The organism is Nocardia bhagyanarayanae, assembly GCF_006716565.1.
Lineage (GTDB): Bacteria > Actinomycetota > Actinomycetes > Mycobacteriales > Mycobacteriaceae > Nocardia > Nocardia bhagyanarayanae.
In genome coordinates this window covers 2,376,718-2,401,814 of record NZ_VFPG01000001.1, presented here as the reverse complement: position 1 = coordinate 2,401,814, position 25,097 = coordinate 2,376,718, and the positions used below count along the sequence as shown (strand labels likewise).

Annotated in this window: 1 protein-coding gene (running past one end of the window); it reads right to left on the bottom strand. The window is 70.5% G+C overall.

What is annotated here, in order from left to right:
* Positions 1–25,097 carry the 5' portion of a non-ribosomal peptide synthase/polyketide synthase gene (locus FB390_RS09990; protein WP_141808709.1) on the bottom strand. 12,031 nt of this gene lie to the left of the window's left edge, so only the first 25,097 of its 37,128 coding nucleotides appear in the window; it begins with the start codon at positions 25,095–25,097; its stop codon lies off the left edge, out of view.

Below are 25,097 nucleotides of genomic sequence, written 5' to 3'. Positions count from 1 at the left end.
AGGCCGGGCAGTTCCAGCGCGGTCGGCGCGGTGTTCTGGAAGGTCAGCGCGACCTGGAACAGCGGGTGCCTGCCCGGGGAACGCACCGGGTCGAGCACCTCGACGAGGCGCTCGAACGGCACGTCGGCGTGACCGAAGGCGTCGACGTCGACCCGCCGCACGGCGCGCAGCAGTTCCTCGAACGCGACGCCGGGCTCGATTTCCGTGCGCAGCACGAGGGTGTTGACGAACATGCCGATCAGATCGTCGAGCGCGCGTTCGCCGCGGCCCGCGATCGGGGTGCCGATGGCGATGTCCGACGTGCTGGACAGGCGTGCGAGCAGCACCGCGAGCGCGGCGTGCACGACCATGAACAGCGTCGAATTGTGCTGCTGCGCCAGCGCGCGCAGGGCCGCGTGCACCTCGGGATCCACGGTGAAGGCCACCGTGTCGCCGCGGTTGGACGCCGTCGCGGGCCGCGGGCGATCGGCGGGCAGGTCCAATTGCTCGACCAGCCCGGCCAATTCGTTCTTCCAGAACTCGATCTGACCGGAGATCAGCGAGTCCGGGTCGTCCTCGGCGCCGAGCACCGCGCGCTGCCAGAGCGCGTAGTCGGCGTACTGCACCTCGAGCGGGCGCCACGCGGGTTCGTCGCCGTCCACGCGGGCGCTGTAGGCGATCATCACGTCCCTGGTCAGCGGCCCCATGGAGAAGCCGTCGGCCGAGATGTGGTGCACCACCAGCGCGAGCACGTGCTCGGTGGGGCTGATCTCGAACAGGCTCGCACGGAACGGCACCTCGGCGGTGACGTCGAAGGCGGTCAGCACGACCTCGGAAAGGCGCTGCGGCAGTTCGGCTTCGGTGATGTCGATCGGCGAGAGATCCGGGATCACCTGCGCGGTCGGCACGATCTGCTGGTAGCCGACGCCACCGACCTCGGGGTAGTAGGTGCGCAGCGACTCGTGCCTGGCCAGCACATCCGCGACCGCGACCTGCAAGGCCTGCCGGTCGAGCAGACCGGACAGCCGCACGGCGGCCGGGATGTTGTCGGCCGCGGCGGCCGCGCTGTGCTCGCCGTCTCCGCCCATGTTGAACCGGTTGAGGAACCACATGCGCTGCTGGGCCAGCGAGAGCGGCACCCGCTCGGGCCGCCGCTGCGCGACCAGCGCCGCACGCGCGCCCGCGCCCGCCTTCGACTCGGTGCGGGCAGCCAGCGCCGCCACGGTGGAGGCCTCGAACAGCTCGCGCACGCCGAGCTCGGTCTCCAGCGCCGCGGACAGCCGCGCCGCCACCTGGGTCGCGCTGAGCGAGTTGCCGCCGAGCGCGAAGAAGTCGTCGTCCAAGCCGACTCGGTCGAGACCGAGCACGTCGGCGAAGGTCCGCGCGACGATCTCCTCCACCGGCGTGGTCGGCGCGCGGAACACCGCGGCCTCGAACACCGGCGCGGGCAGCGCCTTGCGGTCCAGCTTGCCGGAGGCGTTGAGCGGGAACTCGTCGAGCACCACGACCAGCGCGGGCACCATGTAGGCGGGCAGCTGCCTGCCGAGGTCCTCGCGCACCACGTCGCCGTCGACGCGCGCGTTCGGCGCGGCCACGACGTAGGCCACCAGCTGATCGCCGGTGCGCTGATCGCCGCGCACCACGACCACCGACTGCGCGATCTCGTCCAGCGCGGTGAGCGCCTGCTCGATCTCGCCCAGCTCGATACGCAGACCGCGCAGCTTCACCTGGAAGTCGGTGCGGCCCAAGTAGTCCAGCTCGCCGTCGGCGGTCCAGGCCACGAGGTCGCCGGTGCGGTACATGCGCTGTCCGTCGGCGAACGGGTTGGCCACGAAGCGATCCGCGGTCAGGTCCGGCCGCGATACGTAACCGCGCGCCAGCTGGGTGCCCGCGAGGTACAGCTCACCCGCGACACCCACCGGAGCGGGCCGCAGCCGCGAATCCAGCACGTACACCTGGGTGTTGAACACCGGGGCGCCGATCGGCACGGTGTCGGTGTCGGCCTCGATCACCCGGTGGTACGTGACGTCGACCGCGGCTTCGGTCGGGCCGTACAGGTTGTGCAGCTCCGCGCCGGTCAGCTCGCGCAGGCGGTGCGCGGGCTTGGGCGGCAGCGCCTCACCGGACGCGAACACCATGCGCAACGTATCGCAGCGGGCCGCGGCCGCGTCGGCCACGAACACCGCGAGCATGGACGGCACGAAGTGGGTGACGGTGACCCGCTCGGTCGCGATGACCTCGGCCAGGTAGGCCGGGTCGCGGTGGCCGTCAGGGCGCGCGACGACCAAGCGCGCGCCGATCTGCAAGGGCCAGAAGAACTCCCACACCGACACGTCGAAGGTCGCCGGCGTCTTCTGCAAGACCGCGTCGGACTCGATCAGCCCGTACTCGGACTGCATCCACACCAGGCGGTTGACGATCGCCGCGTGCGAGACCGCGACGCCCTTCGGGCGGCCGGTCGAACCGGAGGTGAAGATCACGTACGCGGTGTTCGACGGACGCAGCGGCGCGCGGCGCTCGGCGTCGGTCACCGGCGCCTCGGACACGCCGGACAGGTCGAGCAGATCGATGCGCACCTGCGCGGTGTCGATCTCCAGGTCGCTGCCCGAGGTGAGCACGCACACCGGATCGGCCGTGGCCAGAATGTATTCCGTGCGCTCGGCCGGGTGATCCGGGTCGAGCGGCACGTAAGCGCCGCCCGCGACGGTGACGGCGTACATGCCGACGACCAGGTCGATCGAGCGCCGCATGCCGAGCGCCACCGAGGACTCCGGGCCGACGCCGCGTTCGATGAGCCAGCGCGCCAGGCGGTAGACCCGTCCCGCGAACTCGTCGTAAGTGAGACTTGTCCCCTCGAACGTGAGCGCGGTCGCGTTCGGCGTCTTCGCCAGTTGCGCTTCGAACTTCGACACCAGCGTCGCCGCCGAGTCGACCTCGTGCGCGGTCTCGTTCCAGCCGGACACCACGAGTTCGCGCTCGGCGGCGTCGATCAGCTCGATGTCACCGACGGCCACCGCGGGATCGGCGGTGATCGCGGAGAGCACGCGGACCAGGCGGTCGGCGATGCGGCGCACGGTCGGCTCGTCGAACAGGTCGCGCAGGTAACCCGCGCGGATGCGCAGGCGCGAATCCAGCTGGGCGATCAGCGTCAGCGGGTAGTGCGTCGCGTCGGCGGCCTCCAGGTCGGCCACGGCCATGCCGTCGATGTCGGCGGCCTGGGCGCGCAGACCCTCGGCGTCCACCGGGTAGGACTCGAACACGACGAGGGTGTCGAACAGTCCGCCGACGCCCGCGGCGGACTGGATGTCGGCCAGTCCGATGTAGTGGTGGTCGAGCAGGTCGGCCTGCTCGCCCTGGGTGCGGGTCAGCAGGTCGCGCGCGGACTCGGCGGGATCGAAGCGCACCCGCACCGGGACGGTGTTGATGAACAGACCCACCATGGATTCCACGCCGGACAGCTGGGCCGGGCGGCCGGAGACGGTGGTGCCGAACAGCACGTCCTCCGCGCCGGTCATGCGGCCGACCAGGATGCCCCATGCGACCTGGAGCACCGTGTTCGGGGTGACGCCCAGCGAGCCGGCCAACGCGATCAGGCGCGCGGTCGCGGCCTCGTCGAGGTCGAACAGGTACTCACCGGAGAGCGCGGTGATCTCGCGGCCCGCGTCGGGACGCGCGAGCAGCGTCGGCTCGCTCACCCCGCGCAGCGCCGCCGACCACGCGGCCAGCGAGGCCGAATGGTCTTGGCGCGCGGTCCATTCCAGGAAGTGCCGGTAGGAGCGCACCGCGGGCAGCGCGCTGGCGTCGGCGTGCACCGCGTAGAGCACGATCAGGTCGCGCATCAGCAGCGGCATCGACCAGCCGTCGAGCAGGATGTGGTGGTTGGCCACCACGAACTGCCAGCGGTCGGGCGCCACCTGGATCAGCGTGAAGCGGATCAGCGGCGGCGCGGTGAGATCGAACCGCTGCATGCGGTCGGCCTCGATGAGGTCGGCGGCCGAACCGGTCTCGGTCCGGTCGTGCTCGGCCCACGCGACGCGCGCGCTGTCGAGCACCACCTGCACGGGGTTGCCGTCGGTGTCGCTGACGAACGCGGTGCGCAGGTTCTCGTAGCGGTCGACCAGCGCCTGCGCGGCCGCCCGCAGCCGGGCCGCGTCGACCCGGCCGGTGAGGGTGAGCACCGCCTGCGCGGTGTAGACGTCCACCGAGCTGGCGGCGAGGCGGGCGTGGAAGAGCAGACCCGCCTGCAGCGCCGAGAGCGGCCAGACGTCGGCCAGCGCCGGGAAGCGCCGTTCCCAGCCCTCGATGTCGCGCTGGCTCGCGCGCACCAGGGCGAAGTCGGACGGGGTGTGCCCGCCCGCTCCGGTCGAATTGGCATGGCGGGCAACCGCGTCCAGCGCGGTGGTCCACAGGTCGGCGAACTCGCGCACCTCGGCGGCGTCGAGCAGCGTCGACGGGTAGCCGATGTTCGCGGTCAGCTTGTCGCCGACCACGATCGCGTTGACGTCCAGCGGCGCCATCGCGGGCATGTCGGCGTCGTAGGCGCCGCCGAGCGAGCCGAGTTCCGGCGCGGGGGTCCAGCCGAAGCCGCGCAGTTGCTCGGGCACGTCGCTGTCCGAGACGCGGCCCAGGTAGTTGAAGCTGACCTGGCCGGGCAGCTGCGCGGGCAGCTCCGCGGCGGTGCGCCGGTTGAGGTAGCGCAGCAGGCCGTAGCCGATGCCCTTGTCCGGCACCGCGAGCAGCTGCTCCTTGACCGCCTTGACGGCCGCGGACAGCGCGGGACCGCCCGCGAGCGCGGCGTCCACGTCGACGCCGGTCAGGTCCAGCCGCACCGGGAAGATGGCGGTGAACCAGCCGACGGTGCGGGACAGGTCGGCGCCGGGGACGACGTCTTCCTCGCGGCCGTGGCCTTCCAGGCGGATCAGCAGCGCGTCGTCGGTGCGCGCACCCGCCCGAGCCGCCCGCCACTTCGCGGTCGCCAGCGCGAGCGCGGTGAGCAGGCCGTCGTTCACACCGCCGTGGAACAGCGCGGGCACCTTGGTGAGCAGCGCCTTGGTGGTCTCGGCCGAGACCTCGACCTGAACCTTCTCGATCGCGCCGGAGACGTCCACCGCGGGATCCATCGGACGCGCGGTCAGCAGCGGATCGGGGGTGTCGGTCACCGCCCGCCAGTAGCCGAGTTCGTCGACCCGCGAAGCACTTTCGGCCTCACGCTGCAGTGCGTGCGCCCAGGCTCGCATCGATGTTGCCGGTGCCACCAGCTCGGGCCGCTGCCCGGCGGTGAGCTGGCCCCATGCCGCGACGAAGTCGGGCACCAGGATGCGCCAGGAGACGCCATCGACCACCAGGTGGTGGGCGACCACGATCAGGCGGCCCATCCGGCCGCCTTCCGCGGGATCGAGCCAGACGAACCGCACCACGACACCGGCCGCCGGATCCAGTCGGTCCAGCGCGGAATCCAATGCGGCCGAGGCGATGCCGAGCAGCTCGGCGTCGGTGGCGGCGGCCGGGAACTCGACGCGCTCGATCAGCGCGTCCACGTCGACGGCGCTGGGCTCGGCGGTCCGCACCACCCAGTCGTCGCCCTCGCGCAAGAGCTGTGCGCGCAGCATGTCGTGCCGGTCGATCACCGCGCCGACGGTCGTCGCGATGCCCGCGCGGTCGATGCCGAGCGGCAGCTCCAGCGCGAGGGTCTGGTTGAACCGGCCGAAGGAGCCGGGGCGCTCGGCCATGAACCGCACCACCGGGGTGAGCGGCATGTCACCCACGCCACCGCCGGGCAGTTCGGCGAGGGCGGCGACGGCGGGCGCCGAAGCGTCGGCGGTCTCGGCGACCGCGGCCAGGCCCGCGACGGTCTTCTGCTCGAAGACGTGCCGCGGCGTGAACACCACGCCGCGCGCCTTGGCCCGCGAGACCAGCTGGATGGAGACGATGCTGTCGCCGCCGAGCGCGAAGAACGAGTCGTCGACGCCGACCCGCTGCACGCCGAGCACCTCGGCGAACACCTCGGCGATGATCTGCTCGACCGGCGTGCGGGCGGCGCGGAACACCACCTCGGTGGCGAACACCGGCTCCGGCAGCGCCTTGCGGTCCAGCTTGCCGACCGGGGTCAGCGGCACCCGGTCGATCACCATGATCGAGGAGGGCACCATGTAGGCGGGCAGCCGGTCCTCGACGTGCGCGGTGAGCGCCGCGACGTCGATGGAATGTCCTTGCGCGGCAACCACGTACGACACCAGCGACACCGCGCCCGCGGCGTTCTTGTGGCCGACGGTGACCGCGAAGTCGACGGTCTCGTGCGCCGCGAGCGCGGCGTCGATCTCACCGAGTTCGATGCGGAAACCGCGGACCTTCACCTGGAAGTCGGAGCGGCCGACGTACTCCACCTCGCCGGTGCGGGTCCAGCGGACCACGTCACCCGTGCGGTACATCCGCTCCCCGTCGACGTACGGGTTGGCCACGAAACGCTCGGCCGTCAGGCCGGGCCGTGCGTGGTAGCCGCGCGCCAGCTGGACGCCCGACAGATACAGCTCACCCGCGACGCCCACCGGAACGGGCCTGAGCTGGGCGTCCAGGATCAGCGAACGCATGCCGCGGATCGGTCCGCCGATGGTCACCGTCTCGCCGACCACCAGCGGATCGCTGATGTTGGTCATGATGGTGGTCTCGGTCGGGCCGTAGCCGTTGTGGAACGCGCGCAGCGCGCCGCCCTCGCCGAGCGGCACGGCCCACTTCGCGACCAGTTCCGGCGGGCACGCCTCGCCGCCCGCGACCAGCACGCGCAGCGTGTCCAGGCCGCTCGGATCGAAGGTGGCCAGCGCGGCCGGGGTGATGAACGCGTGCGTGACCCGCTCGCCGCGGATCAGCTCGGACAGCTCCTCGCCGCCGTACACGCCCGGCGGCACCACGACGAGCGCGCCGCCCGCGCCCACCGCGAGCAACAGCTCGAGGATCGAGGCGTCGAAGCTCGGCGAGGCGAAATGCAGTGCGCGCGAGTCGGAGTCGAGGCCGTAACGCTCGATCTGCTCGGCGCTGAAGTTGGCGAGACCCGCGTGCGTCACCACGACGCCCTTGGGCACACCGGTGGAACCGGAGGTGTAGATGACGTAGGCCGGGTGCTCCGGACGCACCGGGCGGACCCGGTCGGCGTCGGTGATCGGACCGCCGTCGAAACCGTCCAGCGCGAGGTCCTCGAGCACCAACCAGCGCGCCGACTCGGGCAGGCCGTCGCGCACCGCGGCGACCGTGATGCCGAGGGGCGAACCGGAATCGGTGACCATGTGCGCGATGCGCTCGGCCGGGTAGTTCGGGTCCACCGGCACGAACGCGGCGCCGGTCTTGGACACCGCCCACGCGGCGAACACCGAGTCCGCCGAACGCGGCACGCCGACCGCGACCAGGTCCTCCGCGCCGATGCCTTCGGCGATCAGCAAGCGGGCCAAGCGGTTCGAGCGTTCGTCGAGTTCGGCGTAGGACAGAGTTGTCCCCTGGAACACCACTGCGGGCGCGTCCGGGTTGTGCTCGGCGGCCTCGGCGAGCAGCTCGGGCAGCGTGCGCGGCGGCACCGCGGGGGCGCCGGTGCGCGCGACCAGATCGGCCAGCTCGGCCGCGTCGAGCACGTCGACGGCGCCGACCGCGACGGCCGGATCGGCCGCGACGGCGGTGAGCACACGCACCCAGCGGTCCACGATCTCCCGCGCGGTCGACTCGTCGAACAGCTCGGTGGCGTAGGTCAGCGCGAGCGTCATGCCCGCGACGCCGTTACCCGCGACCGCGTCGTTCTCCGACAGCGTGAACTGCAGGTCGAAGCGCGCGACGTTCTCCTCGAGATCGAGCGCGGAGACCGAGAGACCGGGCAGTTCCAGCGCGGTCCGCTCCAGGTTCTGGAAGGCCAGCATCACCTGGAACAGCGGGTTGCGCGACTGCGAACGCTCCGGCGCGAGCAGCTCGACGAGACGTTCGAACGGCACGTCGGCGTTGCCGTAGGCGTCCAGGTCGGTCTTGCGGACACGGTCGAGCAGTTCGGTGAACGATTCGCCGTTGTCGATGCCGGTGCGCAGCACCAGCGTGTTGACGAACATGCCGACGAGGTCGTCGAGCGCCTGCTCGCCACGGCCCGCGATCGGCGTGCCGACCGCGATGTCGTCGCCGCCGGACAGGCGCGCGAGCAGCACGGCGAGCGCGCTGTGCATGACCATGAACAGCGAGGCGCCACTGGCGCGGGCGATCTCGTCGAGCGCCGCGATCAGCTCGCCGGGGAGCTCGTGGTGCAGCGTCGCGCCGCGGTGCGAGGCGATCGCCGGACGCGGGCGGTCGGTCGGCAGCGCCAGCTCGTCCGGCACGCCGTCGAGGGCGCGCTGCCAGTACGCAACCTGGCGGGCCAGCAGCGAATCCGCGTCGTCCTCGGAACCGAGGACCTCGCGCTGCCATACCGCGAAATCGGCGTACTGCACCGCGAGCGGCGACCAGCCGGGCGCGCTGTCCTGGGTGCGCGCCGTGTAGGCCAGCATGACGTCGCGGGTCAGCGGACCCATCGAGAAGCCGTCGGCGGCGATGTGGTGCACGACGACGACGAGGACGTGCTCGTCCGGCCCCGCGGCGTACAGCCTGGTGCGCAGCGGAACCTGTTCGGCCACATCGAATCCCGCGGTGACGAACTCGGTCACCGCGGCGAGCAGCTCGGCCCGCGGCACCGCGACCGGGTGCAGATCGAGCGCGATCTCCTCGGCCGGGACGATCACCTGCACCGGCGTGCCGCCGTGCTCGGGGTAGCGGGTGCGCAGCGATTCGTGCCTGCGCACCACATCGGCCACCGCGAGCCGCAGCGCCTCGATGTCGAGCGCGCCGGACATCCGGATCGCGATCGGCAGGTTGTAGGCGGCCGAGGAGGTGTCGTACTTGTTCAGGAACCACATGCGCTGCTGCGCGTAGGACAGCGGCACCAGTTCGTCGGCGGCGCGCTTGCGTGCCACCAGCGGTGCGCGTCCGTCGCCACCGGTGTGCGATTCCACCCGCGCGGCAAGGGCTTCCACCGTGGACGCCTCGAACAGCGTGCGCACCGGCACCGAGGTGCCGAGCGCCGCGCCGATCCGGGACACCACTCTCGTCGCGATGAGCGAGTTGCCGCCGAGGTCGAAGAAGTCGTCGTCGACGCCGACCCGGGGCAGGTCGAGCACCTCGGCGAACACCGCCGCCACCGTCTCCTGCACCGGCGTCACCGGGGCGCGGAATGCCCTGGCCTTGGCGGCCGGCGCGGGCAGCGCGCGCCGATCCAGCTTGCCGTTGACGGTCAGCGGGATCCATTCCAGTCGCACCATGGCCGCGGGCACCATGTAGGCGGGCAGCCGCTCGGCCGCGCCGGAACGCACCACGTCCAGGTCGGGAACCACATCCGGTTCGGCGACGACGTAAGCCACGATGCGCTGATCGCCCGGCTGGTCCTCGCGCACGATGACCGCCGCCTGCGCGATGCCCGGCTGCGCGAGCACCGCGGCCTCGATCTCGCCGAGCTCGATGCGGAAACCGCGCACCTTGACCTGGTCGTCGGCGCGACCCAGGTACTCGAGCTCGCCGAAGCGGTTCCAGCGCGCCAAGTCACCGGAGCGGTACAGGCGCGAGCCCGCATCGCCCGGTGTCGCCAACGGGTTGGCCACGAAACGCGCGGCGGTCAGGTCGGGGCGACCGAGGTAGCCACGCGCCAACTGCGGTCCGGCGACATACATTTCGCCCGCGACACCGACCGGCACGGGGCGCAGCCGGTTGTCGAGCACGTACACCTTCAGGCCCGCGATCGCGCGACCCACGATGCTGCCCGAAGCGGCTTCGATGGTCGCGGCGTCCAGGGCACGGAAGGACACGTGCACCGTGGTCTCGGTGATGCCGTACATGTTGACCAGCACCGGCGACGAATCACCGTGGCGAGCAACCCAATCCGAGAGGCGACGCAGCTCGAGCGCCTCACCGCCGAACACCACGTAGCGCAGCGACAGCGGCGCGGCATCCGCGGCGGCATTGCGGTCGGCTTCGGCCAATTGGTAGAAGGCCGACGGGGTTTGGTTGAGAACCGTCACCCGCTCGTCGCGCAGCAGCTCCAGGAACTGCTCGGGCGAACGGGAGGTGAAGTAGTCCACCACGACGAGGGTGCCGCCGAACAGCAGCGGACCCCACAGCTCCCACACCGAGAAGTCGAACGCATACGAGTGGAACAACGTCCACACATCGTCCGGACCGAAACCGAAATCACGATCGGTATTCGCGAACAGCCGCACCACATTCCGATGCGCGACCGCCACACCCTTCGGACGACCCGTCGAACCCGACGTGTAGATCACGTAGGCGACATGGTCCGGGGTCAGCGCGGCGCGGCGATCGGCGTCGGTGATCGGCGCGTCATCGGCGTCGACCACATTGCCGGTCTCCACCGCGAAGCCGTCCAGCACGACCGAGGGCAGCCCCGCCGGGATCTCGACCTCGACCGTGGAATCCAGGACGACGCTGGTCGGACGCGAATCCGACAGCACGTACGCGATACGGTCGGCCGGGTAGGTCGGATCCACCGGCACGTAACCCGCACCGGTCTTCACCACCGCGAGCAGCGCGACGACCAGATCCAGCGACCGCGGCAGGATCACCGCGACCAGCGACTCCGGGCCCGCGCCATCGGCGATCAGCCTGCGCGCCAACACATTCGCGCGCTTGTCCAGCTCCGCGTAGCTCAACGAGTCCGTGCCGAACCGCGCGGCGACCCGATGCGGGTGCGCGGCGACCATCTGATCGAACAACTCGACCAGCGTCACGCCGGGCTCGGCGAACCGGCCGACGCCGGCATCCGCGCCAGCGGACACCCAACGCTGCGACACATCCAGCCGCTCGGCCTCACCGAGCAGATCGATGTCACCGACGACCACCGACGGGTCCTCGGCCACACCGCGCAGGACACGCACCAGACGATCGGCGAACGAGGCGACCGTCTCCGGATCGAACAACTCGCTCGCGTAGTTCCACGACATCGCCAGCCCACCGTCGCGGGCCTCGCCCACGGTCAGCTGCACGTCGAATTTCGCGGTGCCCGCGTCGAACTCGACGACATCCAGGTCCAAGCCGGGCAGCGCGACGGTGCCCATGTCGGCGGCCGAGGCCGCCTCGAAGGTCAACGCCACCTGGAACAGCGGGTGATGCGCCTGCGAACGCGCCGGGCTCAGCACGTCGACCAGCCGCTCGAACGGCACGTCGGCGTTGGCGAACGCCGCCAGATCCGTGCGCCGCACCTGCTCGAGCAGATCGCTGAATTTCCCGCCGAGGTCGATCTCGTTGCGCAACACCAGCGTATTGACGAACATGCCGACCAGATCGTCCAGCGCACGCTCGCCACGACCGGCGATCGGGGTGCCGATCGCGATATCGGTGCTGTTGGACAGCCGTGCCGCCCACGTCGCCAGCGCCGCGTGCACGACCATGAACAACGTCACGCCGTGCGCGCGCGCCACATCCTCGAGCGCGCGGTGCAGCTCGGCGTCCACCGAGAAGGCGTGCAGCCCACCGGCGTTCGACGCGATCTCCGGCCGTGGCCGATCCGCGGGCAACTCGATCTGATCGGGCAGATCGCGCAGCTGCTCGGTCCAGTAGGCGATCTGCTTGGCCGCCACCGAGTCCGCGTCGTCCTCGGAGCCGAGGACCTCGCGCTGCCACAGCGCGTAGTCGGCGTACTGCACCTCGAGCGGCGCCCAGCCGGGCGCTTCCCCGCCGGCGCGCTCGGTGTAGGCAACCACCACGTCGCGCAGCAGCGGACGCAGCGAGAAGCCGTCGGCACTGATGTGGTGCATGACCAGCACCACGACGTGGCTGTACTTACCCACCCCGTCGGCTCCGCCGACTGCCATCCCCGAGGGCTCGCCGACGATGAGCAGGTCGGCCCGGAACGGGATCTCGCTGGTCACGTCGAAGTGCACGCTCGCGAGTTCCACGATGCGCGAAGGCAGTTCGGTGCTCGGCACCCACTCCGTCGACAGGTCGAAGCGCACTTCGTCGGCGGGCAGGACGCGCTGGTAGCCCTCGCCCTCCACCTCCGGGTAGACGGTGCGCAGCGCCTCGTGGCGGGCGATCACGTCGCGGATCGCCGCCTGCAGCGCGACGGCGTCGAGCCTGCCGGTCAGCCGGATCGCGACCGGGATGTTGTTCACCGCGGTGCGGTTGTCGAAGCGGTTGAGGAACCACATCCGCTGCTGCGCGAGCGAGAGCGGCACCAGCTCCGGCCTGGCCTGCGCGACCAGCGGCGCCTTCGCGCCGCTACCGGTGGCCGACTCCACCTTGGCGGCCAGCGCGGCGACCGTCGAGGCCTCGAACAGCGTACGCAGCGGGATCTGGGTGTCCAGCGCCTCGCCGAGCCGGGCCGCCACCTGGGTGGCGACCAGCGAGTTGCCGCCGAGTGCGAAGAAGTCGTCGTCCAGGCCGACGCGTTCGATGCCGAGCACGTCGGCGAACGCGCTGGCCACGATCTGCTGCACCGGGGTGACCGGCGCCTGGAAGGCCTTGGCCTCGAACGTCGGCTCCGGCAGCGCCTTGCGGTCGAGCTTGCCGGAGGTGTTCAGCGGGAACGCGTCGAGCACCACGAACGCCGCGGGCACCATGTAGGCGGGCAGCTGCTCGGCGAGCGCGGACTTGACGCGCTCGATGTCGATGGCCGTGCCCGGCTTGGCGATGAGGTAGGCCACCAGCTGATCGCCGGTGCGCTCGTCGGTGCGCACCACCACGACCGACTGCGAGACCTCGTCCAGCGCGGTCAGCGCGCCCTCGATCTCGCCGAGCTCGATGCGCAGACCGCGCAGCTTCACCTGGAAGTCGGTGCGGCCCAAGTACTCCAGTTCACCTGCGGGCGTCCACGCCACCAGGTCGCCGGTGCGGTACATCCGTACGCCGTCGCCGAACGGGTCGGCGACGAAGCGCTCGGTGGTCAGATCCGGACGGGTGACGTAGCCGTAGGCCAGCTGCGCGCCCGCCAGGTACAGCTCGCCGGGCACGCCGACCGGAACCGGCCGCAGACGCGAATCCAGCACGTAGACCTGGGTGTTGAACACCGGGGCGCCGATCGGCACGGTGACGGTGTCGGCGTCGGTGACCTCGTGGAAGGTCACCTCGACGCCGGCCTCGGTCGGGCCGTACAGGTTGTGCAGGCGGGCGCCGGTCAGCTCGCGCAAGCGCTGCGCGGTGACGGCGGGCAGGCCCTCGCCGGAGGCGAAGACGTTGCGCAGGCCGGTGCATTCGGCCGCGCGGGGTTCGACGACGAACAGCGACATCATCGACGGCACGAAGTGCGCCGTGGTGATCTGCTCATCGATGATCAGCTGGGCTAGGTAGGCCGGGTCGCGATGGCCGTCCGGCTTGGCGATCACCAAGCGGGCGCCGACCTGCAAGGGCCAGAAGAACTCCCACACCGACACGTCGAAGGTGGCCGGGGTCTTCTGCAGGACCACGTCGTCGGCGGCGAGGCCGTACTGCGCGTGGCCCCACACCAAACGGTTGATGATCGCGGCGTGCGAGACCGCGACACCCTTCGGGCGACCGGTCGAACCGGACGTGAAGATCACGTACGCGGTGTTGCCGGTGCGCAGCGGCCGGTGCCGGTCCGCGTCGGTGAGCGGCTCGTCGGAGTAGGCCGACAGATCCAGCTCGTCGATGCGAACCTGGCGCGCGAGCGCGACGCCGAGATCGGAACCGGAGGTCAGCACGCAGACGGGTCGCGCGGTGTCGAGAATGTGCTCGATGCGCTCGGTCGGGTTGTCCGGGTCCAGCGGCACGTACGCGCCACCGGCCGCGGACACCGCGTACATGCCGACCAGCAGGTCGAGCGAGCGGCGCATGCCAAGGGCCACATACGATTCCGGGCCGACGCCGTTCTGCTTGAGCCAGCGCGCCAAGCGGTGCACCCGGCTCGCGAACTCGGCGTAGGACAGACTCGTCCCCTCGAAGGTCAGCGCGACCGCGTCCGGCGTGCGCGCGACCTGCGCCTCGAACAGCGCGACCAGGGTCGCGGCGTCGTCGCCCACCGGCGAGACCAGTGCCGCGTCCACCGCGAATTCGGTGTCGTTCCACTGCTTCAGCACCAGCGTGCGCTCGGCGTCGTCGAGCAGCTCGATGTCGCCGATCACGGTGGACGGCGCGGCGGCGATCCCGCGCAGCACGCGCAGGAAGCGGGCGCCGAAGGTGTCGGCGAAGGCGGCGTCGAAAAGGTCGGTGGCGTAGACGAGTTCGGCGTCCATCTCGGACTCGCCGTCCGGCACCTCGCTCAGCGTGAGCTGCATGTCGAACTTGGCCGTCGGCTGATCGATGCCCAGTTCGGACACGGTCAGGCCGGGCAGCTCCAGCGAGGTGCGGCCGATGTTCTGGAACGTGAGCATCACCTGGAACAGCGGATGCCGCGCCTGCGAACGGGCCGGGTTGAGCACCTCGACCAGCCGCTCGAACGGCACGTCCGCGTGCGCGAACGCCTGCAGGTCACGCTCGCGGACCTGGGCGAGCAGGTCGGTGAACGAGGCGGCGGTGTCGATCTGGGTGCGCAGCACCAGGGTGTTGACGAACATGCCGACGAGGTCGTCGAGCGCCTGCTCACCGCGGCCCGCCACCGGGATGCCGATGGCGATGTCGTCGGCTCCGGACAGACGCGAGAGCAGCGTCGCGAAGGCGCTGTGCACCACCATGAACAGCGTGGTGCCGTGCGCGTGCGCGACCCGGTTCAGCTCGTCGATCAGCTCGCCGGGCACCCGGAAGCGATGCGTGCCGGCCTGATAGGACGCGACGGTCGGGCGCGGCTTGCCGGGCAGGCGCAGTTCGTCGGGCAGATCGGCGAGCGCCGCGCGCCAGTAGTTGAGCTGCTCGGAGATGAGCGAGGTGGGATCGTCCTCGTCGCCGAGGGTTTCGCGCTGCCAGAGCGCGAAATCGACGTACTGGACGGCCAGCGGCGGCCAGCCCGGTTCGGAGTTCGAGGTGCGCGCCACGTACGCGGTCATCAGGTCGCGCACCAGCGGCCGCATGGAGAAGCCGTCGGCGGCGATGTGGTGCACCACGACCGCGAGCACGTAATCGCGCTCGCCCAGTTCATAGATGCGCAGCCGCACCGGCGGTTCGCCGGTGACGTCGAAACCGCGGTTCACGAATTCGTAGAGCGCACCGTACATCTCGGTCTCGTCGACCTCGACGACGTCCAGCTCCGGAATGGCGCGGATCGACGGAAGCACCCGCTGGTACGGGACGCCCTCGTGGGACGGGTACACGGTGCGCAGCGACTCGTGCCGCGCGATCACGTCGCCGAGCGCGCCGCGCAGCGCGCTCAGATCCAGCAGGCCGCGCAGCCGGACGGCGGCCGGGATGTTGTAGGTGCCCGCCGCCGCGCCCGGCTCGGTGCCGAGGTCGAAGCGGTTGAGGAACCACATCCGCTGCTGCGCGAGCGACAGCGGCGGGTGCTCGGGACGGGTGCGTGCGCTGAGCGCCTGGCGCACACCGGTGCCCGCGTGCGATTCGACGCGGGCCGCCAGCGCGGCGACCGTGGGCGCCTCGAACAGCGTGCGCACGCCGACCTCGGCGTCCAGCGCCTTGCTCAGGCGGGCCGCGACCTGGGTCGCGACCAGCGAGTTGCCGCCGAGCTCGAAGAAGTCGTCGTCCACGCCGACCCGGTCGACGCCGAGCAAGTCGGCGAAGATGTCCGCGACGATCTCTTCGATCGGGGTGGACGGCGCGCGGAAGCTCTTGGCCTCGAAGACTGGCGCGGGCAGCGCCTTGCGGTCCAGCTTGCCGCTGGCGTTGAGCGGGAACGCGTCCAGCACGACCAGCGCCGCGGGCACCATGTACCCGGGCAGCGTCGCGGCGAGGCCCGCCTTGACCGCCGTGCTGTCGAGAACGGAATCCGGTTCGGCGACAACGTAACCCACCAGCTGATCACCGGCGTGCGGGTCCGTGCGCACGACGACCACCGACTGCGCGACGCCCGGCTGCGCCAGCAGCGCCGCCTCGATCTCACCCAGCTCGATGCGCAGACCGCGCAGCTTCACCTGGAAGTCGGTGCGGCCCAAGTACTCCAGCTCGCCCTGCTTGGTCCAGGCGACCAGGTCACCGGTGCGGTACATGCGCGAACCGGCGGCGCCGTAAGGGTTGGCGACGAAGCGATCCGAGGTCAGGTCGCTGCGGCTCAGGTAGCCGAGCGCCAGCTGATCGCCCGCGAGATACAGCTCACCCGCGACACCCGGAGCGACCGGGTGCAAACGCGAATCCAGCACGAACACCTTGGTGTTCCACACCGGACGACCGATCGGCACCGACACCACATCGGCGTCGACGACCTCGTGGTAGGTCACGTCGACCGCGGCCTCGGTCGGGCCGTACAGGTTGTGCAGGCGCGCGCCGGTCAGCTCACGCAGACGCTGCGCGGTCGGCGCGGGCAGCGCCTCACCGGAGGCGAACACCTGACGCAGGCGCGGGGCGGGCATGTTCGCGGCGTCGCCGTTCTCGTTGCCCAGCGTGGAGACGAACACCGACAGCATCGACGGCACGAAATGCGCCGTGGTGATGCCCTGTTCGGCGATGATCTGCGCGAGGTACACCGGATCGCGGTGGCCGTCCGGCTTCGCGACGACCAGGCGCGCGCCGGTCTGCAAGGGCCAGAAGAACTCCCATACCGACACGTCGAAGGTGGCGGGGGTCTTCTGCAAGACGGCGTCGTCGGCGCCGATCGGGTACTCGTGCTGCATCCACAGCAGACGGTTCACGATCGCGGCATGGCTGACCGCGACGCCCTTCGGCCGGCCGGTCGAACCGGAGGTGAAGATGACGTAGGCGGTGTTCCCCGGCCGCAGCGGGCGCACCCGCTCGGCGTCGGTGATCGGCGCGCCGGAGGTCTGCGCGGAGCTGGGCAGGTCCTCGACGTACCGCGCGGTGACCGCGCCGTCGGCGACGAACCCGTCGCGGCGGGTGGTCAGCACGAGGCTGGGACGCGCGGTGTCGAGGATGTGGCCGATGCGGTCGGCGGGCTGATCGGGGTCGAGCGGCACATAGGCCGCGCCCGTCTGGAGCACCGCGTACATGGCGACGACCAGCTCGGTCGAACGCCGCATGGCAAGCGCCACCAGCGATTCCGGTCCGACGCCGGAGGCGATCAGCTCCCTGGCGATGCGGTTGGCGCGCTCCTGGAGCTCGCGATAGGTGAGCTGTTCGTCCTCGTAGACCAGCGCCGTGGCGTCCGGGCTCGCCGCCGCCTGCGCGTCGAACAGCGAGACGAGCGTCTCCGCGGGCACCGCGTGGTCGGTGTCGTTCCAGTCGACGAGAACCTGCGCGTGTTCCTCGGGCGCGAGCAGATCGATGTCGCCGATCGGCACGTCCGGGTTCGCGATGACGGCCGCGAGGATGCGGTCCAGGCGGCGCGCGAAGGCGGCCACCGTCGACTCGTCGAAAAGGTCGAGCGCGTAGGAGAACTCGGCCGACATGCCCGCGGCCTCGCCCAGCTCGTCCTGGGTCTCCTGGAGGGTGAGCTGCAGGTCGAACTTGGCCAGGCGGGCGTCGTAGTCGATGCCGTTGACCGAGAGCCCGGGCAGCTGCAGGGTGGCCTGCTTGGTGTTCTGGAAGGCCAGCATCACCTGGAACAGCGGGTGCCGCGCCTGCGAGCGGGCGGGGTTGAGCACCTCGACCAGCCGCTCGAACGGGACGTCGGAGTGCGCGAACGCCTGCAGGTCGGTTTCCCTGGCCCGGTCGAGCAGCTCGGCGAACGTACCGGCGCCGTCCACCTCGGTGCGCAGCACCAGGGTGTTGACGAACATGCCGATCAGGTCGTCCAGCGCCGCCTCACCGCGGCCCGCGACGGGCGTGCCGATGGCGATGTCGGAGGTGCCGCTGGCACGCGCGAGCAGCACCGCGAGGGCGCTGTGCATGACCATGAACAGCGAGGCGTTGTAGCGGCGGCCCAATTCGACCAGGGCGCGCTGCGTTTCGCCGGAAATCACGAACGCGTACGTGCCGCCCTGGTAGGAGGCGACCGCGGGACGCGGATGATCGGACGGCAGCACCAGCTCGTCGGGCAGGTCGGCGAGCTCGCGCGTCCAGTAGCTGATCTGGCTGGAGATCAGCGAACGCGGGTCGTCCTCGGAGCCGAGGATCTCGCGCTGCCAGAGCGCGTAATCGGCGTACTGGACCGGCAATTCGGCCCAGGTCGGCGCCTCCCACGTGGTGCGCGCCGCGTACGCGACGATGACGTCGCGCGACAGCGGACCCATCGACCAGCCGTCGGCGGAGATGTGGTGCACCACCATGCCGAGCACGTACTCGGTCTCGCTGATCTCGAAAAGCCTTGCGTGCAGCGGAACTTCGCTTGTCACGTCGAAGGCCATGGTGGCCAGGTCGATCAGGTGCTCGAGCAGGGTCTCCTCGGTCACCCGGTATGGGGTGAGGTCCGGCACGATCTGGGCCGCGTCGAGGACCACCTGCACCGGGCCGTTCCCGGTCTCCGGGAAGACGGTGCGCAGCGACTCGTGCCGGTCGATCACGTCGATGACCGCGACCTGCAGCGCGGCCACGTCCAGCTCACCGGAGAGCCGGATGGCGACCGGGATGTTGTTGACCGCCGAGGAGGTGTCGAAGCGGTTCAGGAACCACATGCGCTGCTGGGCGAGCGACAGTGGCACCTCTTCCGGCCGCTCGCGCGCGACGAGCGCCTTGCGCGCGCCGTCGCCCGCCTGCGATTCCACGCGGGCGGCGAGTGCGGCGACGGTGGGCGCTTCGAAGAGCATGCGCACCGGGACGCGGGTGTCCAGTGCGATACCCACGCGGGAGGCGACCTGGGTGGCGATCAGCGAGTTGCCGCCGAGATCGAAGAAGTCGTCGTCGACGCCGACGCGGGGCAGGTCGAGCACGTCGGCGAAGACCTGGGCGACGATCTCCTCGATCGGCGTCGCGGGAGCGCGGAATTCGCGCACCTCGAACACCGGCGCGGGCAGCGCGCGGCGGTCCAGCTTGCCGTTGACGGTCAGCGGGATCGCGTCGAGCGCCATGAACGCCGAGGGCACCATGTAGGCGGGCAGCCGGTCGGAGGCGGCGCGACGGACGTCTTCGAGGTCGAGTTCGACGCCGGGTTCGGCGACGACGTAGGCGACGATGCGCTGGCCGCCGGGCTGGTCCTCGCGCACGATGACCGCCGCCTGCGCGATGCCCGGCTGTTCGAGGACGGCGGCCTCGATCTCGCCGAGCTCGATGCGGAAACCGCGGACCTTCACCTGATCGTCGGCGCGACCCAGGTACTCGAGTTCGCCGAAGCGGTTCCAGCGCGCGAGGTCGCCGGAGCGGTACAAGCGCGAGCCCGCGCTACCGGCGTCGGCGAGGGGGTTGGCCACGAAGCGGGTCGTGGTGAGGTCGGGGCGGCCGAGGTAGCCGCGCGCCAACTGCGGTCCGGCGACATACATTTCGCCGACCACGCCGACCGGGACCGGCTGGAGCCGGTTGTCCAGGACGTAGACGCTCAGACCGGAGATGGCGCGACCGACGATGCTGCCGGAGGCGGCCTCGATGGTCGCCGCGTCCAGGGCACGGTAGGACACGTGCACCGTGGTCTCGGTGATGCCGTACATGTTGACCAGCACCGGCGACGAATCACCGTGGCGAGCAACCCAATCCGATAGGCGACGCAGCTCGAGCGCCTCACCGCCGAACACCACGTAGCGCAGCGACAGCGGCGGTGCGGCGGGCCCCGCGGCGCGGTCGGCCTCGGCGAGCTGATAGAACGCCGAGGGCGTCTGGTTCAGGACGGTCACGCGCTCGTCGCGCAGCAGCTCGAGGAACTGCTCCGGGGAGCGCGAGGTGAAGTAGTCGACAACGACCACGGTGCCGCCGAACAGCAGCGGACCCCACAACTCCCACACCGAGAAGTCGAACGCGTACGAGTGGAACAACGTCCACACATCGTCCGGACCGAAACCGAAATCACGATCGGTATTCGCGAACAGCCGCACCACATTCCGATGCGCGACCGCCACACCCTTCGGACGACCCGTCGAACCCGACGTGTAGATCACGTAGGCGACGTTGTCGGGATTCAGCGGCGCGGAGCGGTCCGCGTCGGTGATCGGCGTATCGGCGAAACCGTGTGCGGCGCTGGCGAATTCGTCCAGCACCACGGTGGGCAGCTCGTCCGGGACGGCCACCTCCACCGAGGAATCGATGACGACGCTGGTCGGACGCGAATCCGACAGCACGTAGGCGATCCGGTCGGCCGGGTAGGTCGGGTCGACCGGCACGTAACCGGCGCCGGTCTTCACCACGGCGAGCAGCGCGACGACGAGATCGATCGAGCGCGGCAGGATCACCGCGACCAGCGACTCCGGGCCCGCGCCGTCGGCGATCAGCCTGCGCGCCAACACATTCGCGCGCTTGTCCAGCTCGGCGTAGGTCAGCGACTCCGCGTTGAATCGCGCGGCGACGTGCTCGGGATAGGCGGCGACCGCCTGATCGAACAGGGCGACCAAAGTGGTTTCGGGGTCGGCGAAACGGCCCGTGCCGCCGTCCGTGCCGGAGGACACCCAGTCGCGCGAGACGGCGAGCCGCTCGTCGGCGGCCAGCACGTCGATCTCACCGACCACGACCGCGGGATCGGCGACGACGCTGCGCAGGATGCGCACGAAGCGCTCGGCGAACGAGGTCACCGTCTCGGCGTCGAACATGTCGGTGGCGAACTGCACCGCCGCCGTCATGCCCTCGGGCTCGCCGTTGCCGCCGCGCTCCTCGGTGATGGTCCATTGCAGGTCGAACTTGGCGATGTCGACCTCGAGTTCGGTGGCGGTCACCGAGAGCCCGGGTAGCTCGAGCGCGCCGTGTGCCATCTCCTGGAAGGAGAGCATCACCTGGAACAGCGGGTGCCGCGCCTGCGAGCGGGTCGGGTTGAGCACCTCGACCAGCCGCTCGAACGGCACGTCGGCGTAGGCGAACGCCGCGAGGTCGGTTTCCCTCGTGCGCGCGAGGAAGTCGGCGAACGACGCGCCGCTGTCCACGTCGGAGCGCAGCACCAAGGTGTTGACGAACATGCCGATCAGGTCGTCGAGCGCCTGCTCGCCGCGGCCCGCGATCGGGGTGCCGATCGCGATGTCGCTGGTGCCCGACAGGCGACCGAGCAGCACCGCGAGCGAGGCGTGCACGACCATGAAGAGGCTGACGCCCTGCGCGCGCGCCAATCCGGCCAGCGCGGTGTGCAATTCGGCGTCGATATCGAAGCGGACCGTGCTGCCGCGGAAGCTCTGCACCGGCGGACGCGGCCGGTCGGTGGGCAGGTCCAGCTGGTCGGGCAGGCCGCCGAGCTGGCGTCGCCAGTAGGCGATCTCGCGGGCGGCCATCGAACCGGGATCGGATTCCGAGCCGAGCAGTTCGCGTTGCCAGACGCTGTAGTCCTGGTACTGCACCGGCAGCGGCGACCACGCGGGCGCCTCACCGGCGGCCCGCGCCAGATACGCGGTGGCCACGTCCCGCGAGAGCGGGCCGAAGGAGAAACCGTCGGCCGCGATGTGGTGCACCACGAACGCGACCGCGTGATCGGGCGTTCCGTTGGTCGACCCACCGGTCACCTGGTAGATCCGCACCCGGATCGGCAGCTCACGCGCCACATCGAAGCCCTGGCTGGCGAATTCGGTGAGGACACCGGACAACTCGGACTCGTCGATGGCCTGCACCGAGATCGCCAAGTTGATCTCGTCGTCCGGCACGACCTGCTGATAGCCGCCGTCACCGGACTCCGGGAACACCGTGCGCAGCGATTCCTGCCGCGCCATCACGTCATTCAGCGCGGCCTGGAGCGCCGGGATGTCGACATTCCCCTTCAACCGCACCACGAACGGCAAGTTGTAGGTCGGCGCCGCCGGATCGAACTGGTTGATGAACCACATCCGCTGCTGCGCCAAAGACAACGGCACGCGGGCGGGCAGCTGCTGAGCGACCAGCGGCGGACGCGCACCCTCACCCGGACCGGCGGTCTCCGCGCGCGCGGCGATACCGGCCACCGTCGGCGTCTCGAACAGCGCACGCACCCCGAGCTGGATGCCGAACGCCGCACCGATCCGCGACACCACCTGGGTCGCGACCAGCGAGTTACCACCCAGATCGAAGAAGTTGTCGTCGATACCGATCTGCTGCTGGCTCAGCACATCGGCGAAGATCCCGGCCACGATCTGCTCGGCCTGGGTGCGCGGCGCGCGATAACCGGCGTCCGCGGCGAACACCGGCTCCGGCAACGCCTTTCGATCCAGCTTGCCGGAAGTGTTGAGCGGGAACGCATCCAACACCATCACCGACGCGGGGACCATGTAGCTGGGCAACTGCTCGGAGGCGAAACGCGTCAGCTCCGCCGGATCGATCGAATGACCCGGCGCGGGAACCACATACGCCACCAGCTGCTGGCCGGTCGCGGTGTCGACCACCAGCACCGCCGACTGACTCACCGCCGGGTGCGCCAGCGTCACGGTCTCGATCTCGCCCAGCTCGATCCGCTGACCGCGGAACTTCACCTGGAAATCGGTACGGCCGATGTACTCCAACGTCCCCGCGGGACTCCACCGCACCAGGTCGCCGGTGCGGTACATGCGCTCACCGTTCGTGCCGAACGGGTTGGCGACGAAGCGATCCGAGGTCAGGTCGGGTCGGCCGCGGTAACCGCGAGCCAGCTGGCGTCCACCCAGGTACAGCTCACCGGGGGCGCCGATCGCGGCCGGACGCAGCCGCGAATCCAGCACGTAGACCTCGACGTTCCACTCCGGGATGCCGATCGGCACCGTCACCGTGTCGGCGGCGGTGGCCTCCCAGTAGGTCACCGAGACCGCGGCCTCGGTGGGGCCGTACAGGTTGTGCAGGCCCGCGGAGGTGATCGCGCGGAAGCCCGCGGCGGTCTCCGGCGGCAGCGCCTCGCCGATCACGAACACCGCGCGCAGCGTCGCGCACTGCTCGGCGGTGGCGTGCGCGACGAACACCGTCAGCATCGAGGGCACGAAGTCGGTGACCGTCACGCCGTGGCGCTGGATCATCTGCGCCACGTACAGCGGATCACGATGTCCATCCGGGGCGGCGACGACGAGTTTCGCGCCGACCATCAACGGCAGGAAGTAGCCCCACAGCGACACGTCGAAGGTGGTCGCGGTCTTCTGCAGGTAGACGTCGTCGGCGGTGAGCCGGTACTCGTCGAGCATCCACAGCTGCTGGTTGACGATCGCGTGGTGGGTGACCGCCACGCCCTTCGGGCGACCGGTGGAGCCGGAGGTGTAGATGACGTAGGCGGTGTTGGCCGGGCGCAGCGGCGCCAACCGGTCGGCGTCGGTGACCGGGGCGTCGGAGAACTCCGACACATCCAGGGTGTCGATCTCGACCCGCCGCACCGTTTCCGGCAGCTCGAGTTCGTCGTGCGAGAGCGTCAGCACGCACACCGGATCGGCGGACTCGAGGATGTAGGCGGTGCGATCGGCGGGATGGTCCGGATCGATCGGCACGTAGGCGCCACCGGCCTTGAGCACCGCGTGCATGCCGATGACCAGCTCGAGCGAACGCCGCATGCCCAAAGCGACCAGCGACTCCGGGCCAACGCCGTCGGCGACGAGGAACCGCGCCAACCGGTTGACCCGCGCGCCGAACTCGGCGTAGGTCAGCGTTTCGCCCTCGAAATCGAGGGCGATGTTGTCGGGAGTCAGCGGGATCTGGGCGTCCAGCAACGCCGCCAAGGTGGTCTCGGGGACGTCTTGTTCGGCGTCGTTCCACTCCACCAGGGTGGTTTCGCGCTCGGCTTCGGTGGTGACCGGCAGCTCCCACACCCGCGCGTCGGCGTCGGCGGCCAGGAACCGGTCGAAGAACTCCAGGAACCGGCCGTGATGGGCGCGTGCCTCGTCGGCGGTGTAGAGGTTCGGGTTGGTCTCGAAGTCGATGTGCGAGCGGGTGCCCGCGACCGACTGGTAGAAGTTGACGCCCAGGTCCTCGATGCTGCCGGTGGACAGCACGTTCAGCTGGCCGACCATCGGGCCGAGCACCATCTCGCTGTGGAACAGCATGATGTTCACCCACGGGCCGAAGAACTCCGTGGTGACCACGCCGTCGCCCGCCGAGTCGCGGCGGATGTCCTCGTGCCGGTAGCGCTGGTGCCGCAGCGCGCCGGACACCTCGACCTGCACCGACTTCAGCAGCTCGGCGACCGTCGTGTCGTGCCCGACCCGCAGGCGCAGCGGCACGATGTTGGAGACCACACCGCCGGAACGGCGCATGGTCGCGGTGGTGCGTGCGGTCACCGGCAGGCTGAGGATCACGTCCTCGGCGCCGGTCAGCTGGGCGAGGTAGGTCGCGAAACCGGCGATGAGCAGGCCGGCGGGCGAGTTGTCGTGCTTGGCGACGGCCTCGGCGAGCAGCGCGTCCTGCTCCGGCGACAGCGCGGCGCTGGAGACACCGTTGACCGGGGCGGGCGGCGCGGAGCGACCGGCCAGGCTGGAACCCTCTTCCAGACCGGCGACCCGCTCGGCCCAGTGCTCGCGGTCCGCCTGGAAGCGGGAGCTGTCGCGGTAGGCGATCTCCGACTCGTAGAGCGACTTCAGGTCGGCGTTCTTGGCCGGGGCCGGCTCGACGCCGTTCACCAGGGCCGTGTACCGCTCGGCGATCCTGGTGACGAAGGTCATCGCGCCGAAGCCGTCCAGCGCGATGTGGTGCGCGCGCGAGTACCAGAACCAGCGGGAATCCTCGAGCCGCAGGGCGGCGGCACGGATCAGGCGATCGCCGACGATGTCCAGCGGGCGGCTGTACTCGGCGTGCATCCACTCGACGGCGGCGGCTTCCGGATCGGCGGCGTCGCGCAGGTCGACGTACTCGAGCGTGGCGTCCTGCGTGGGGTCGACGGTCTGGAACGGCTGACCGTCGAGTTCGACGACCTTCAGGAAGCCGGAGCCCAGCTCCAGCGCGGCCTCGCGGCTGGCCTGCTCCAGCGCGGCGACATCGAGGTCACCGCGCAGGTCGACATATTGTGCGATGTTGATCGGCACCTGCGGATCGACGTGCTGGGCATACCAGATGCCCAGCTGTGCGGGCGACAGCGGGAAGTATTCGCCACCAGCTTCGCCGTTCCCGCCGAAATCCAGCCGGTCCAA